This window comes from Geodermatophilus sp. SYSU D01106 (genome assembly GCF_054049995.1).
Genome location: NZ_JBJGYM010000003.1, coordinates 169,718 through 184,318, shown reverse-complemented (window position 1 = coordinate 184,318; position 14,601 = coordinate 169,718). Strand labels below are relative to the sequence as shown.

Here is a 14,601-nt window from a genome sequence, read left to right as displayed (position 1 = left end):
GTGCCGCGCCGGGGACGACGGAGCAGCGGGGGGCGGCCGGGCGGCCGCCCCCCGCTGTCGCGTCGCCCCGAGCCGGTCGAGGAGGCCACCGACGGCGACTGGGTCGTCCGGCAGCTGAGCGGCGCCGCGAGCAGCAAGGCCTACCGCTGCCCCGGCTGCGACCAGGAGATCCGGCCCGGCACGCCGCACGTGGTCACGTGGCCCGCCTACGCCCGCGACTCCGACCTCGAGCCGTGGGACACCGACTCCGCGGCCGACCTGCGCCGGCACTGGCACACCGCCTGCTGGCGGGCCCGCGACCGCCGCCGTTAGACGAGCCGCGCGAAGACCACCACGTTGTCCTCGTAGCTGCGCACCGAGCGGTCGAAGGCGCCGCCGCAGGTGACCAGCCGCAGCTGGGCGTCGGCGGTGGGGCCGTAGACCGCCTCGGTGGGGAAGGCGTCCTTCGGGTGCCGCTCGACGCCGGTGACGCTGAACCGGGCGGTCGTGCCGTCGGAGCGGTCGACGAGCACCTCGTCGCCGGGGGCGAGCTCGCGCAGCCGGAAGAACACCGCGGGGCCCGCGGTCGAGTCGACGTGCCCGGCCACGACCGCGGGGCCGGTGTCGCCGGGCACCGGCCCGTCGGCGTACCAGCCGGCCAGGGAGAAGTCGGCGGGCGCCTCGAGCGCGCCGGCGCCGTCGAGGCTGAGGTCGACCAGCGCGCTGTCGACGCCGATCGCCGGCACCCGCACCCGGGTGGGCACCGCCGTCGTCGCGGGCGGCCGGGCGGCCATCACCACCGGGCCGGCCGACGACGGGGCCGACGACGGGGCCGACGACGGTTCCGCCGCGCCGGCCGGGGATGGCGACCCGGGCGCCAGCAGGACGGCCGCCCCGGCGGCCAGGGCGAGCACCCCGACGACGGCGCGCAGCAGCACCGCCCCCCGCCGGCGGGGTGCGCGGTGCCGCGCGCGGCGGGGGGCGGTGCGCTGCCGGGTGGAGGTCACCGCGCCCGCGGGCCGGCGGCGTGCCGGGCGCGGGCGGCGTGCCGCGGGCCGGCGGCCGCGGTGCGCCGGGAGGCGACCAGCAGCAGCCCGCCGCCCGCGGCCAGCGAACCGGCCGTCGCGGTGAGCACGACCAGCAGCGACGGGGAGTCCCCGGCCGTCCCGCCGGCGCCCGCCTCCACGCCGCCCGCGGGCACCACGCCGGGGCTGGCCGCGTCGAGCGCCGTCTGCACGCTCAGGCCGCCACCCGGGCGGTCGAGGACGAGCACGCTGTAGACCGAGCCCGCGTCCACCTGCACCGGCAGGTCGGTGGCCTGCCCGCCCTCGGGCGTGACGCTGATGCTGGTGGCGCCGGCAGGCACGTCCACGTAGCCGGTGGTCTCGGCGAAGGCGAGGTCGGTGGCCACCGACGGGCCGCCGGGCACGGCGACGTCGAGGGTCGGCGCGCTCGCCGCGGCGGCGATCACGCGCACCCGCGAGGACCCGGCCGCGGGCGGCGTCAGGTCGTCCTCGAGCACCTCGAGGCCCAGGTCGGCGAAGGGCCCGACGCCGGCCACCGTGCGGGCGGAGTCGGTGCCCACCTGCACCGTCGTCGACAGCACGGGCGGGCTGTCGGGGGCGGCGCCCGCGGCCCGCATGCTGATGGCGTACGTGCCGACCGGGACGGTCTGGTAGTCCGACACCGTGCCGTAGCCGACCGCCGGGAACACCTGCCCGGCGGCGGGGTCGGCGACCGAGTCGACGTACACGTCGACCGCGGGGGTGTCGGGCGACAGGTGCGCCAGGCGCAGCAGCCCCCCGTCGGCGGCGCTCGCCGCGGGCAGCGGCAGGCCCGCCAGGCCCGCCGTCAATGCCGCCACCGCCAGGACCCGGCTCGTCCTCGTCACTGCGTCCTCCCCGTGTACGAACCCGCGCTGCTCGCGGCACCCCGCGCACCGGCGGAGCCGGGCGACCGCCCCACGTCTACCCCCCGCCCGGGCGGGTCGCACGCCGAGGTCCGCCCGGGCGCGCCGTCAGCCCGCCGCGGCGCTGACCAGGGCGTCGGGCGCGGAGGCGTAGTGGAAGGACACCAGCACGCCCGCGTCGGTGACCTGCACGTCGTCGGGGCGGTAGGGCGGCAGCTGGGCGTCGAGCCACTCGCGCAGCGACGCCGTGGCCGCCGCGTCGGCGGGCACCGGCGCGCCCGCCACGGCGCCGACCAGGACCCGCCGGGCCGGGGCGTCGCCGGCCTCCTCGCCGGGCAGCGCGGGGAACCCGGCGATGCGCACGCCCTCCCGCGCGGCGACGGCGGCGAGCATGCTCAGCAGCCGCGCGTCGACGTCGCCGGCCCGCAGGACGGCCGTGACCGCGGGGTCCTCGCCGGTGGCCGGGTTGGCCAGCAGCGCGTCGGCCAGCGCGCGGCGGCGGTCGAGCTCCTCCGCGGTCGGCTCGGCCGGCGCGGGGTCGACCACCAGCATCCGGCTGCCGTCCCCGGGCCGGTCGAAGGCGGCCACCACCCGCGCGCCCTCCGGCGCCGGCCCCACGACGGCGAGCAGGCTCCCCGAGGAGACGCCCTGCTCGGCGGGGCGCAGCCGGTCGGCCGGCACCCCCTCCGCCGCGAGCTCCTCGCGGACGCCGGCCGTGGCGGCGAGGTCGGTCGACGGCGGGAGCGCGGCGGCCAGCCAGTCGGCAGGCGAGGTCGCGCCGGCGGCGGGAGACGCCGCGGCGGCGGTCGACCCGGACGACGGCGCGGCTGGGGACGGGCCCGTGGTGCTGCCGCCGGCGTCGCCGGTCAGCCGCGGGACGAACGCGGCGCCGACGACCAGTACGGCGAGCACGAGGGCCAGCAGCGCGCCCCGGCCCGGCGGTCCCGACAGGGCCGGGCGCCGCCGGTGCCGGGCGCGGGAGGGCGTCCGCGCCGGGGCGGCACCGGGCGTGGGGCCGTCGTCGTCCTCGGGAGCGGCGTGCCGTGGTCCGGCGCCCTCCGGTCCGGCGGCGTCAGGCACGGGTCCTGCCTACCCTGCCGGGCCGCCGTCCGCGCGCCGGTCGCGCTGCGTCGCCGGAGAAGTGCGGGCGGGACTCAGCGCCGCCCGGGGACGGCCGGCTGGCTGCCGGTGTCCCGCGGGTCGACGGCCGGCTGGACCTGCGTCTGCGGGCCCTCGCCCGGGGCCCGGGACTCCTCGGCCGGGGCGCCCTCGGGCCGGGCGCTGTCGGGCCGGGCGCTGTCGACGCGGGTCGAGCCGCCGGAGTGCCGGCCCTCGTCCTGCGCGCTGGTGTGCACCGGGCGGATCGACTGCGTCTGCTCGGGCGAGGCGCCGGGCGGCTGCGTGGCCGGCTGGGTCACCGGCTGCGGCGCGGTCGCCGCCCGGCCGGGCGCGGGCCGCGGCGGCGCCGTCTGCGGGCCCCCGGCGGGCTGCGCCGCGGGCTGGACGGCCGTCTGGACGGCGGTCTGCGGGCCGACCGCCGGCTGCATCCCCGTCTGCGGACCCACGGCGGGCTGCATGGCCGTGGGCGGGCCCTGCGGCTCGCGGCGGGGGAGGCGCGCCTCCTGGGTCGCCCCCGGCCGCGGCTGCTGCGCCGGGGCCTGCGGGGCCGGGCCCTGGGCCGCCGGGCCCTGGGGTGCCGGCGCCTGCTGGCCCTGCGGGGCGGGACCCTGCTGGGGCTGCTGCGGGCCCGCCGGGCGGGCCTGCGGGCGGTCGCCGAGCTCGGGCAGGGCGGACAGCACGCGCCGGGCCTCGACGAGGCGGCCGGTCAGCTCGTCACGGATGCGGCGGATGGCGGCGGCGGAGGCCTCGGCCTCGCCGACGATGCGGGCGGCGTGCGCCTCGGCGGCGGCGACCCGGTCCTGCGCCGCCTGCACCGACGCGCGCTCGCGCTCGTCGGCGGCGCGCGCGGCCTCGTCACGGCGGGCGCGCTGCGCGATGTCGAAGTCCTGCTCGACCTTGGTGCGGCGGGCCTGGGACTCGGCGTCGAGGCGTGCGACCTTCTCCTGCGCCTTGGTGACCAGCTCGTCGGCGCGGATCTGCGCCTTGCTGGCGATCTGCTCGGCGTTCTGCCGGGCCTCGGCGAGCATCCGTTCGACCTCGGCCCGCCCGGCGGCGTGCCGCTCGAGCATCGCGCGCTCCTCGGCGGCGGTCTGCTCGCGCAGCGCGCGGGCCTCCTGCTCGGCGGCGCCGCGGATGTCGGCGGCCTCCTCCTCGGCCAGCCGGAGCATGTGAGAGATGCGCTCGCTCATGTTCTCGAACGTGGCCGGGCCCTGGTTGGCGGCCCTGCGGCGCAGCTGGTCGATCTCCGCGTGCATCGCCGAGAGCTGCCCGGCGAGGTCGCTGACGCGGCCGGCCGCGGCGTCCCGGTCGGCGAGCGCCACCCGGATGTCGGCCTCGAGACGCTCGATCGTCTCGGCCACCTGGTGGCGGTCGAAGCCCCGCAGCACCACGTCGAACGAGTGCTGTGCCTCGCGCATGGGCAGCAGGTCGCGGCGGGGATCGGTCATGCGGTTCATCCTCGCAGAGTCGGGGGGTGTCGTCAGCCTGTCGGACGGGGCCCGCGCCACGGGCCACGTAGCCCCCGGACCGCGCCCCGTCGGTCAACGAAGCGGTCCCCCCCGGGGTGCCCGGGCGCCCGCGAGGGGCGCCCGGGCGGGCAGCATGCCACGGTCCCCGGACCCGGTCGACCGGGCCCGGGGACGGTGGTCACACGCCGCGGAAGCGGTTGATCGCGGCGAGGTGCTTCTCGCGCTTCTCGGCGTCCTTGACGCCGAGGCCCTCCTCGGGGGCGAGGGTCAGCACGCCGACCTTGCCCTGGTGGAGGTTGTGGTGGACGTCGTAGGCGGCCTGGCCGACCTCGTCCATGGCGTAGGTCTTCGACAGGGTCGGGTGCACGAGCCCCTTGTCGATGAGCCGGTTGGCCTCCCACGCCTCCTTGTAGTTGGCGAAGTGCGAGCCGACGATCCGCTTGAGGTTCATCCACAGGTAGCGGTTGTCGTAGGAGTGCATGTAGCCGCTGGTGGAGGCGCAGGTGACGATCGTGCCGCCCTTCTTGGCGACGTAGATGCTCGCGCCGAAGGTCTCCCGGCCGGGGTGCTCGAACACGATGTCGACGTCGTCCCCGCCGGTCAGCTCGCGGATCCGCTTGCCGAAGCGCTGCCACTCCTTCGGGTCCTGGGTCTGCTCGTCCTTCCAGAACCGGTAGCCCTCGGCGGAGCGGTCGATGACCAGCTCGGCGCCCATCGACCGGACGATGTCGGCCTTCTCGGGGGAGGAGACGACGCAGACGGGGATGGCGCCGCCGTTGAGCGCCATCTGGGTGGCGTAGGAGCCCAGGCCGCCCGAGGCGCCCCAGATGAGGACGACGTCGCCCTGCTTCATGGCCGCGCCGTTCCGGCTGACCAGCTGCCGGTAGGCGGTGGAGTTGACCAGCCCGGGGGCGGCCGCCTCCTCCCACGACAGGTGGGCGGGCTTGGGCATGAGCTGGTTGCTCTTGACCAGCGCCAACTCGGCGAGGCCGCCGAAGTTCGTCTCGAAGCCCCAGATCCGCTGCTGCGGGTCCATCATCGTGTCGTCGTGGCCGGCCGGGTCCTCGAGCTCGACCGACAGGCAGTGGGCCACGACCTCGTCGCCGGGCTTCCACTTGTTGACCCCCGCGCCCACCTTGAGCACGACGCCGGCGAGGTCGGAGCCGACCACGTGGTAGGGCAGGTCGTGGCGCTTGGTGAGGTCGTTCTGGCGGCCGTAGCGCTCGAGGAAGCCGAAGGTGCTGACCGGCTCGAAGATCGACGTCCAGACGGTGTTGTAGTTCACCGACGACGCCATGACGGCGACGATCGCCTCGCCCGGGCCGAGCTCCGGGGTGGCGACCTCCTCCACGTGCAGCGACTTGCGGGGGTCCTTCTCCTTGGGAGGCAGGCCCGCGAACATGTCCTGCTCGTCCTTGCGGACCAGCACGGCCTTGTAGGACTCCGGCACCGGCAGGCCGCCGATGTCACTGAGCTGGTCGGCGAGGATGGCGTCCCTGATGGCGTCCACGTGTGTCTCCCGGGTCTTCATTGGCTCGGAGGGCGGTGCGGTGCGGCGGAGGTTACCGATGGGTAACCGGGCGTCGCGAGGGCGGGCGGCGAGACCGTGGCGGACGTCTCACCGGGCCCGGCGACGGGTCAGTGCGCGGTGCGGGCGGGCTCGACGAGCTCGACGAGCACGCCGCCGGCGTCCTTGGGGTGGACGAAGTTGACGCGGCTGTCCGACGTCCCCCGCCTCGGGGTGTCGTAGAGCAGGCGCAGGCCGCGCTCGCGCAGCGTGGCGCTGACGGCCTCGACGTCGTCGACGCGGAAGGCGAGCTGCTGCAGGCCGGGGCCGGACCGGCCGATGAACTTCGCGATCGTCGACTCGGGGGTGAGCGGGGCGAGCAGCTGGATGCGCGTCTCCCCGGTGCCGACGGCGAGCATCGCCTCCCGGACGCCCTGCTCCTCGTTGGTCTCCTCGTGCACCGAGCGCACGCCGAGGGTGTCCGCGTAGAAGGCGATCGCCTCGTCCAGGTCGGGGACGGCGATCCCGACGTGGTCGATGGTCGTGAACAGCTCGGCGGGCAGACCCGCGGGGGCGTCGGCGGTCATCGGGCCATCTTGGCGCAAGACGTCTGAGACGACTCTCCCGTGTGGCGGGCATCACGCCCCGCGGGTCCGCCCCGGACCGCCCGCTGCCCGGCGGACGACGGGACCCCCGGGCGGCCCGTCGACCCGGTTGGAGAACCGATCTATCCTGACCGGCAGCCCGTTCGCCGCGACTCGCTGTCCTGCGGGTGCGGCCCGATCCGCGGTCGCCAGCGTCGGCGACGCGCCCTTGGAGGCAGCATGTCCCGCTCGGTCATCGTCGGCGGCGCCCGGACCCCGATGGGCCGGCTCCTCGGCTCGCTCAAGGACTTCTCCGCCGCCGACCTCGGCGGCGTCGCCATCAAGGCGGCCCTCGAGCGCGCGGGCATCAGCGGCGACCAGGTCGACTACGTGATCATGGGCCAGGTCATCCAGGCCGGCGCCGGCCAGAACCCGGCCCGCCCGGCCGCGGTCGCCGGCGGCATCCCGATGACGGTCCCGTCCTTCACGCTCAACAAGGTCTGCCTGTCCGGCCTCGACGCGATCGCGCTGGCCGACCAGCTCATCCGCGCCGGCGAGTTCGACGTCGTCGTCGCCGGCGGCATGGAGTCGATGACGCAGGCGCCCCACCTGCTGCCGAGCTCCCGCACCGGCACCAAGTACGGCGACGCCACGCTGGTCGACTCGATGGCCCACGACGGCCTGTCGGACACCTTCGACCAGATCGCCATGGGCGCCCTGACCGAGCGGGCCAACGCGCAGTACCAGCTCACCCGCGAGGAGCAGGACGCCTTCGCCGCGGAGAGCCACCAGAAGGCCGCCCGCGCCCAGAAGAACGGGGTCTTCGACGAGGAGATCACCCCCGTCCTCATCCCGCAGCGCAAGGGCGACCCCATCGAGTTCCGCGAGGACGAGGGCATCCGCGCCGACACCACGGTCGAGACCCTCGCCAAGCTCAAGCCGGCCTTCGCCAAGGACGGCACCATCACCGCCGGCACCGCCTCCCAGATCTCCGACGGCGCGTGCGCGGTCGTCGTCATGTCCGCGGAGAAGGCCGCCGAGCTCGGCTGCACCGTGCTCGCCGAGATCGGCGCGCACGGCGTCGTCGCCGGTCCGGACGCCACGCTGCAGAGCCAGCCGTCGCGGGCGATCCAGAAGGCCTGCGCCAGCGAGGGCATCGATCCCAAGGACCTCGACCTCGTCGAGCTCAACGAGGCCTTCGCGGCGGTGGGCATCGTGTCCACCCGCGAGCTCGGCATCGACCCGGAGAAGGTCAACCCGAACGGCGGCGCGATCGCGCTGGGCCACCCGGTCGGCATGAGCGGCGCCCGGATCGTCCTCGACCTGGCCCTGGAGCTGCGTCGTCGCGGCGGCGGCGTCGGGGCGGCCGCGCTGTGCGGCGGTGGCGGCCAGGGCGACGCGCTGATCCTGCACGTGCCCGCGAAGGCGTGACCTCGGACGGCGTCGTCCTGGACGGCACGGCCGTCGCGACGCCCGGCCCCGTCGCCCCCCGTGGGCGGCGGGGCCGGCGCGCTGTCGACGTCCCCGACCTCGTCGCCCGCGCCCGCGACGGCGAGGCCCGCGCGGTCGCCCGGCTGATCTCGCTGGTCGAGGACGCGAGCCCGGTCCTCCGCGAGGTCGCCGCGGCGCTGGCCCCGCACACCGGGCACGCGCAGGTCATCGGCCTGACCGGTTCGCCCGGGGTGGGCAAGTCCACGACGACGACGGCGCTGGTCCGCGCGCTGCGGGCCGCCGGCCGGCGGGTGGGCGTGCTCGCCGTCGACCCGTCCTCGCCGTTCTCCGGCGGCGCCCTGCTCGGCGACCGGGTGCGGATGCAGGACCACGCCGGCGACCGCGGCGTCTACATCCGGTCGATGGCCTCCCGCGGCCACCTCGGCGGGCTGGCCTGGGCGACCCCGCAGGCGCTGCGGGTGCTCGACGCGGCCGGCTGCGACGTGGTGCTGGTGGAGACCGTCGGCGTCGGGCAGTCGGAGCTGGAGATCGCCTCGCTCGCCGACACCACGCTCGTGCTCGTCGCGCCCGGGATGGGCGACGGCATCCAGGCGGCGAAGGCGGGGATCCTCGAGGTGGCCGACGTCTTCGTCGTCAACAAGGCCGACCGCGACGGCGCCGACACCACCGTGCGCGACCTGCGGTACGCGCAGTCCCTCGGCGGGCGGCACACCGGCCCGGGCGCGTGGCGGCCACCGATCGTGCGGGCCGTGGCCTCGCGCGACGAGGGGATCGACCGGGTCCTCGCCGAGGTCGGGGAGCACCGCCGCTGGCTGGACTCCTCCGGCGAGGGCGCCCGCCGCCGCGCCGAGCGGGCCGCCCGCGAGATCGAGGCGATCGCGCTGGCCGGGCTGCGCGAGCGGATGGGCGAGGTGCGCGGGTCGGCGGCGCTGGACGCGCTCGCCGCCGAGGTGGTGGCGGGGGAGACCGACCCCTACCGCGCCGCCGACCGGCTCCTCGCCTCACTCTGACCGGGCGGCGTCGACCCGCCCCGGGGAGACTGTCCCGGTGAACGGGCCACGCGCATGAACGGCAGACCGGACGCCGTCGTCGTCGGATCGGGACCCAACGGCCTGGCCGCAGCCCTCCGGCTGGCCGCCGCGGGACTGCGGGTGCAGGTGGTCGAGGCGGCCGACAAGCCCGGTGGCGGGATGCGCACCGAGGAGCTCACCCGGCCCGGCTACCGGCACGACACCTGCTCGAGCGTGCACCCGATGGCCGCCGCCGCGCCCTTCTTCCGCGAGTTCGACCTGCCCAGCCGCGGCGTGCGGCTGGTGCACCCGGAGATCGCCTACGCGCACCCGCTCGACGGCGGGCGGGCGGCGGTGTCGCGGTACTCGCTGGAGGAGACCGCCGAGGGCCTCGGCTCCGACGGCGCGGCCTACCGGCGGCTGTTCGAGCCGCTGGTCGAGCACGGCCAGGACGTCATCGACTTCTTCCTCATGAGCCGGCTGCGGCGGCTGCCCACCCGCAGCGTCGGCGCGATCACGCACTTCGCGCTCAACGCGCTGCCCAACGTGCGCTGGCTGGTGCACCGGTACTTCGAGACCGACGAGGCGCGGGCGCTCATCGGCGGGGCGGCCGCGCACGGGATGCTCGACCTCGGCCGGCCGCTCACCGCGGGCCTGGGCATGGTGCTCGGGATGCTGGCCCACCACCGCGGGTGGCCGCTGGTCGAGGGCGGCTCGCAGCGGCTGGCCGACGCGATGGTCACCGCGCTGGAGCAGCAGGGCGGCGAGGTGGTGACCGGCCACCGGGTCACCGATCTGCGCGAGTTCGACGGCGTCCCCGCGGTGCTGCTCGACACGACGCCCGGGGCCTTCGTCGAGATGGCCGGGGACCGCGTGAACCCGGGCTACCGGCGCTGGGTGTCGCGGTACAAGCACGGGCCGGGCGTCTTCAAGGTGGACTGGGTCCTGTCGGAGCCGGTGCCCTGGACCAACCCCCAGGTGCGCCGCGCGGGCACCGTCCACGTCGCCGGGGACCTCACCGAGACGATCGCCGGCGAGGCGGCGTCCGCGGCCGGCCGGATCACCGACAAGCCCTACGTGCTCGCCGTCCAGCCGACCGTCGTCGACCCGACCCGGGCGCCCGAGGGCGGGCACGTGTTCTGGGCGTACGTGCACGTGCCGCACGGCTCGCCGGTGGACATGACCGACGCCATCGAGGCGCAGGTGGAGCGGTTCGCGCCCGGCTTCCGGGACACGATCGTCGCGCGGGCGGTGAAGAACGCCCCGGCGATGGAGGCGTGGAACCCCAACCACGTCGGCGGGGACATCTCCAACGGCGAGGCGTCGCTGCGGCAGATGCTCGCCCGCCCGGTGCCGCGGTGGAACACCTACAAGACGCCGGTCGACGGCGTGTACCTCGCCTCGGCGGCCACCCCGCCCGGGCCCGCGGTGCACGGCGCGTGCGGCGACAACGCGGCCCGCGTGGCGCTGCGCGAGGTGTTCGGCGTCCGCGATGTCCCGCGCCTGCGCCCCGCCGCCTGACACCCATTCGGCCTCGCCGCGTCGAGATCCGTCCGAGGGTCGTTCTGCGCCCCGGATGACGCCCCTCAGGCGGATCTCGGTGCGGCGAGCAGTGTCCGCAGGCGGGTGAGCAGTTGCGCGGGGTCCCGCAGGTCCGCTGCCGTCACGAAGACGACGAGCCAGCCGGCCGCGGTGAGGCGGTTGAGCCGCTGACGGTCGGCGCGGAACTGCACGGGGTCGGCGTGCCAGAGCCCGTCGTACTCGACGGCGATGCGCCGGTCGGGCCAGGCGAGGTCGACCCGGGCGACGAAGCGCGTGCCGTCACGGACGACGTGCTGGGCGACGGGTCGCGGCAGCCCCGACCTGAGCAGGAGCAGCCGGAGCCTCGTCTCCTGAGGGGACTCGGCGAGCCCGTCGGCCAGCGCCAGGACGTTCCGGACGTGGCGGCAGTCGCGGCCCGTCAGCGCGGTCGCCGCCTCCCGCAGGGACGCCAGGTCGAGGAGGCCGGTACGGAGGAACCGGTCGACGTCGACGACCGCGTCCTCGAGCGGGCGGGTTCGGGCCAGGTCCAGGGCCGTGCGGAGGGGCGTGGTCACGCGGGTGCCGCGCCGGGTCGCTGTCTCGTCCGCGCGGAGGTGCCGCCGGGTGAGGACGATCCCGGGCACCTCGCCTGCGCGGACGGAGGGCGTGACGGTGCAGGTGACGTCGTCAGCGGCCTCCGCCAGGGCCACTCCCCACAGGACGGCGGCGCTGCGCCCGCTCACGACGGCGCCCGGGAGCAGCAGCCGGCTCACCGCCAGGACCCGGACGGCGTGGTCCACCTGCGCCGTGGTGCACGCGTAGACGTCGGGGAACAGGCGCCGCCAGGCCGAGCTGCGCAGCTGCGACCGCGTCAGGAGCCCGGCCCGGACGACAGCGGAGCCGCGGAAGACCCGGCCCACCAGCTGGGTCGGGCGGGCCGGCGGTCGGGACACGGGTGAGGATGCTGCCGCTCCTGCCGGCGCGACGTCGGCGTCGTCCACAGGCGGCACCGAGATGCGGTCCTGGGCGGTCATCCGGCGCCGGATGACGACGCTGAGCCGCATCTCACCGGGGGACGGACGATCAGCCCAGGTAGCGTCGGGCGCATGGTCCGGGCGCTGGGGCTGCCGTTCGACCCGATCGAGCGCGCGGGGGAGACCTGGGAGCAGCACTTCGGGCCCCCCTCGGCGATGCGCGCGGCGACGTCGGTGTTCCGGGTCCAGCAGATCCTGCTCGCCCGCTTCGACGAGGTGCTGCGCCCGCACGGGCTGACCTTCGCCCGCTACGAGGTGCTCGTGCTGCTCACCTTCAGCCGCACCGGGCAGCTGCCGCTCAAGGTCATCGGCAGCCGGCTGATGGTGCACCCGACGAGCGTCACCAACGCCATCGACCGGCTCGCCGCGGCGGGCTACGTCGACCGCCGGCCCAATCCCGCCGACGGCCGCGGCGTGCTCGCCGGGATCACCGAGCGCGGCCGCGCCGTCGTGGAGGCCGCCACCGGGGAGCTGACCGCGCTCGGCTTCGGCCTCGACGACCTGCCCGAGGCCGAGCAGGAGACGTTGTTCGAGCTGCTGCGCCGGGTCCGCCTGGGCGCCGGCGACGTCGCCGGGCTCGACCCCGCCCCGTCCGCCGAGGGCTGACACGGCGCGTCCGCGCCGGTGGGATCATGGGAGCCATGCAGCCCACCCGTCCCGGACGCCCCGACCCGCGCGCGCAGGCCCAGCAGGCACAGCTGGCCGCCTCCCTCGCCGGTGCGGTCGACCTCGCCGCCGTCAAGGCGCGCTCCGAGGCCGCCGCCCGGGCCCAGGCAGCCCCGCCGCCCAGCGCCGCGGCCCCCGCGGGCGCGCCCGGCTCGGCGGTCGTCGACGTCACCGAGGCCACCTTCCAGACCGAGGTCCTCGACCGCTCCTTCCAGGTGCCGGTCGTCCTCGACCTGTGGGCCGAGTGGTGCGGCCCCTGCAAGCAGCTGTCCCCGGTGCTCGAGCGCCTCGCCGCCGAGGGCGGCGGCTCGTGGGTGCTCGCCAAGGTCGACGTCGACGCCAACCCGGCGCTGGCCCAGGGCCTGCGCGTGCAGGGCATCCCGGCGGTCAAGGCCGTCTGGCAGGGGCAGCTGGTCGCCGAGTTCACCGGCGCCATCCCCGAGGAGCAGGCCCGCCAGTTCGTCACCGAGCTGGTGCGCGCCACCACCGGCGGCGCCGTCCCCGGCGCGGCCGAGGGCGAGGACGACGGCCTGGAGGACCCCCGCCTCGACGCCGCCGAGGCCGCGCTCGAGCGCGGTGACCTCGAGGCCGCCGAGGCCGCCTACGCCGCGATCCTCGAGGCCGAGCCCGACCACCCGGTCGCCGGCCTCGCGCTCAGCCAGGTACGGCTCATCCGCCGCGCCGAGGACGCCGGCCCCGACGCCGTCGCCCAGGCGGACGCCGCCCCCGACGACGTGGCGGCGCAGACCCGCGCCGCCGACTTCCTGCTCGGCACCGGCGACGTCGAGGGCGCCTTCGCCCGCCTGGTCGACACCGTGCGGCGCACCGCCGGCGAGGACCGCGACGCCGCGCGCGTGCACCTGGTCGGGCTGTTCGACGTCGTGGGCGCCGAGGACCCCCGGGTCGTCGCCGCCCGCCGTCAGCTGATGGCCGCCCTGTACTGACCCGGGGTCACACGCCGACGTCGCAGCTGGCCGCGCCGTTCAGGAAGCCGGCGCGGAACAGGTCGACGAGCTGGAAGCCGGTCAGCTCGACGTCGGCGAGCACGTCCGGGTCGTTGCCGTACTCGAGCAGGAACTGCACGCTCTCGTCGAGGTCGCCGGGCGAGATCGTCACCGAGGTCAGCTGGGCGTTGTAGACCTGCGCGGAGTACCAGCCGGTGAGGCAGACCGCCGACTGCAGGGCCGCGGTGTCGTCGGTGGACAGGTCGAGCTGGTCGCGGGCGGCGAGCGAGTACGGGATCGCGACCCCGGTGACCAGCGCGAAGTCGCCGAGGTCGTAGGCGGCCGAGGCGAAGTCGGCGTCGTAGGCGACCAGACCCGACCCGTCGCCGCCGTCGGGGCAGTACACGAGCGCGACGTCGGACGGCGCGCACGACGGCGGGCCGTCGGTGCTCTGCAGCTCCGGCTCGGTGAACTGCGCGTCGAGGACCTCGGTGAACGCGCGGTCCCAGAACTCCGGCAGCGACGCGGCGAGGATGTCCTCGGTGTCGGGGAAGGGCGCGTTGCCGCCGCTGGCGAAGTCGGCGTCGCTGGTGAACTCGCCCTGGGTGAAGACCCGGTCGGGGCCGAAGCGGTCGCGGCAGGCCGTCGCGCCGTCGTCGAAGCCCTCCTGGAAGGCCGAGACCCGGTCGAAGTAGGAGCCGTGCGCCTGCTGCTCGCCGGAGCCGGTGCCCACCGGGTCGCGCAGCAGGAAGTAGCCGCGCAGCAGCTGGTCGAGGTCGGCGGTGTCGACCGAGGAGTACTCGCCGTTGCCGTCGGCCACCCAGGCCGTCCACGCGCCGGCGAGGCAGTCGGCCTGGGTCTCCGTGGCGATCGACGTCCGCGGGTAGCCCACCCGCCCCTGCACGGCGTGGCCGAACTCGTGCGCCATCACCAGCTGCGGCAGCACCTCGCCGTACTGGGAGGCCAGCTCGCCGAGGAAGGCGCGGTCGTAGCTGATCGAGTCGGAGTTCGGCACGCCCTGCGAGGAGCAGTAGAAGGCGTTGTTCTCCAGGTCGCGCGGGTCGGTGCCGCAGCCGATGCCCTCGGGGTAGGCCGCCGGGTCGATGTCGTCCGGGTCGACGCTGAAGTAGCCGCCGGCCAGCGGCGGGAACTGCTCGCCGTAGACGTCGGGGAACGTCTGCGACCAGTAGGTCTCCAGGTCGGCCAGGGCGTTGCGCGACAGCGCGTCGATCGGGTTGTCCGTGGCGCCGACGATCTGCAGCGTCCCGTCGTCGACCGACTGCGAGGGCATGCCCTGCAACGACGGCGTGCCGATGACGACGTAGGAGCACGCCGACGTCGTGAGGACGCCGAGCGTGGCCACGGCGGCGAGCAGGCCCCGGGAGCGCGCTGTCTGGCTCATCAGCG

The 14,601-nt window shown here is 76.3% G+C and carries 14 protein-coding genes; 6 read left to right on the top strand and 8 right to left on the bottom strand.

What is annotated here, in order from left to right; genetic code table 11:
• Entirely contained in the window at window positions 1-312 is a 312-nt protein-coding gene (locus ACI78R_RS04715; RefSeq protein WP_457039827.1) for a hypothetical protein, read from the top strand.
• Here ACI78R_RS04715 and ACI78R_RS04710 read toward each other — a convergent pair.
• The 6 genes from ACI78R_RS04710 to mce all read right to left on the bottom strand — a co-directional run bounded on the left by ACI78R_RS04710 (window position 309) and on the right by mce (window position 6,570).
• Window positions 309-986: a class F sortase gene (locus tag ACI78R_RS04710; RefSeq protein ID WP_457039826.1), complete on the bottom strand. Its 678-nt coding sequence runs from the start codon at window positions 984-986 to the stop codon at window positions 309-311. The two genes, ACI78R_RS04715 and ACI78R_RS04710, sit on opposite strands and share 4 nt — an antisense overlap.
• Window positions 983-1,870 (bottom strand): DUF4397 domain-containing protein, encoded by an 888-nt coding sequence (locus ACI78R_RS04705; protein WP_457039825.1) that lies wholly within the window; start codon window positions 1,868-1,870, stop codon window positions 983-985. Before ACI78R_RS04705 ends, ACI78R_RS04710 begins: the two co-directional genes overlap by 4 nt.
• A gap of 126 nt (window positions 1,871-1,996) precedes the next feature.
• Window positions 1,997-2,968: a hypothetical protein gene (locus tag ACI78R_RS04700; RefSeq protein WP_457039824.1), complete on the bottom strand. Its 972-nt coding sequence runs from the start codon at window positions 2,966-2,968 to the stop codon at window positions 1,997-1,999.
• Between the two features lie 74 nt (window positions 2,969-3,042).
• Window positions 3,043-4,455 (bottom strand): hypothetical protein, encoded by a 1,413-nt coding sequence (locus ACI78R_RS04695; RefSeq protein WP_457039823.1) that lies wholly within the window; start codon window positions 4,453-4,455, stop codon window positions 3,043-3,045.
• A 199-nt stretch (window positions 4,456-4,654) separates the two neighbouring features.
• Window positions 4,655-5,986 carry a crotonyl-CoA carboxylase/reductase gene (gene ccrA, locus ACI78R_RS04690; protein ID WP_457039822.1) on the bottom strand — a complete coding sequence of 444 codons (1,332 nt, stop codon included), beginning with the start codon at window positions 5,984-5,986 and terminating at the stop codon, window positions 4,655-4,657.
• A 128-nt stretch (window positions 5,987-6,114) separates the two neighbouring features.
• Window positions 6,115-6,570, bottom strand: a complete 456-nt coding sequence (gene mce, locus ACI78R_RS04685) for a methylmalonyl-CoA epimerase (RefSeq protein WP_073421727.1) — start codon at window positions 6,568-6,570, stop codon at window positions 6,115-6,117.
• 237 nt (window positions 6,571-6,807) lie between these two features.
• Here mce and ACI78R_RS04680 point away from each other — a divergent pair, with 237 nt between their 5' ends.
• The 3 genes from ACI78R_RS04680 to ACI78R_RS04670 are packed head-to-tail and all read left to right on the top strand — an operon-like array spanning window position 6,808 to window position 10,550.
• The gene (locus ACI78R_RS04680; RefSeq protein WP_457039821.1) at window positions 6,808-7,998 is read left to right on the top strand and encodes an acetyl-CoA C-acetyltransferase; all 1,191 of its coding nucleotides are present in this window, start codon (window positions 6,808-6,810) and stop codon (window positions 7,996-7,998) included.
• Entirely contained in the window at window positions 7,995-9,029 is a 1,035-nt protein-coding gene (meaB, locus tag ACI78R_RS04675; protein ID WP_457039820.1) for a methylmalonyl Co-A mutase-associated GTPase MeaB, read from the top strand. The genes ACI78R_RS04680 and meaB overlap by 4 nt, the downstream gene beginning before the upstream one ends.
• 54 nt (window positions 9,030-9,083) lie before the next feature.
• Complete coding sequence (locus ACI78R_RS04670) at window positions 9,084-10,550, top strand: phytoene desaturase family protein (protein WP_457039819.1); 1,467 nt, start codon at window positions 9,084-9,086, stop codon at window positions 10,548-10,550.
• Window positions 10,551-10,615: 65 nt separating this feature from the next.
• On the opposite strand, the gene ACI78R_RS04665 is transcribed toward ACI78R_RS04670, so the two are convergent.
• Window positions 10,616-11,503, bottom strand: a complete 888-nt coding sequence (locus tag ACI78R_RS04665) for a hypothetical protein (RefSeq protein WP_457039818.1) — start codon at window positions 11,501-11,503, stop codon at window positions 10,616-10,618.
• A gap of 153 nt (window positions 11,504-11,656) precedes the next feature.
• Between ACI78R_RS04665 and ACI78R_RS04660 the strand changes: the two genes are divergently transcribed.
• The gene (locus ACI78R_RS04660) at window positions 11,657-12,190 is read left to right on the top strand and encodes a MarR family winged helix-turn-helix transcriptional regulator (protein WP_457039817.1); all 534 of its coding nucleotides are present in this window, start codon (window positions 11,657-11,659) and stop codon (window positions 12,188-12,190) included.
• Window positions 12,191-12,225: 35 nt separating this feature from the next.
• On the top strand, window positions 12,226-13,194 hold the full coding sequence (locus ACI78R_RS04655) for a tetratricopeptide repeat protein (RefSeq protein WP_336032047.1): 969 nt from the start codon (window positions 12,226-12,228) through the stop codon (window positions 13,192-13,194).
• Between the two features lie 7 nt (window positions 13,195-13,201).
• Here the strand turns inward: ACI78R_RS04655 and ACI78R_RS04650 are convergent, their stop codons facing one another.
• Complete coding sequence (locus ACI78R_RS04650) at window positions 13,202-14,596, bottom strand: neutral zinc metallopeptidase (RefSeq protein ID WP_457039816.1); 1,395 nt, start codon at window positions 14,594-14,596, stop codon at window positions 13,202-13,204.
• Window positions 14,597-14,601: the final 5 nt, after the last annotated feature.

Bases quoted from the DNA above. Each gene is read 5' to 3' on its own strand.
- ACI78R_RS04660 (WP_457039817.1), top strand. From the start codon at position 11,657: ATGGTCCGGGCGCTGGGGCTGCCGTTCGACCCGATCGAGCGCGCGGGG.
- ACI78R_RS04650 (WP_457039816.1), bottom strand. From the start codon at position 14,596: ATGAGCCAGACAGCGCGCTCCCGGGGCCTGCTCGCCGCCGTGGCCACG.
- ACI78R_RS04680 (WP_457039821.1), top strand. From the start codon at position 6,808: ATGTCCCGCTCGGTCATCGTCGGCGGCGCCCGGACCCCGATGGGCCGG.
- ACI78R_RS04695 (WP_457039823.1), bottom strand. From the start codon at position 4,455: ATGACCGATCCCCGCCGCGACCTGCTGCCCATGCGCGAGGCACAGCAC.
- ACI78R_RS04670 (WP_457039819.1), top strand. From the start codon at position 9,084: ATGAACGGCAGACCGGACGCCGTCGTCGTCGGATCGGGACCCAACGGC.
- ACI78R_RS04655 (WP_336032047.1), top strand. From the start codon at position 12,226: ATGCAGCCCACCCGTCCCGGACGCCCCGACCCGCGCGCGCAGGCCCAG.
- mce (WP_073421727.1), bottom strand. From the start codon at position 6,570: ATGACCGCCGACGCCCCCGCGGGTCTGCCCGCCGAGCTGTTCACGACC.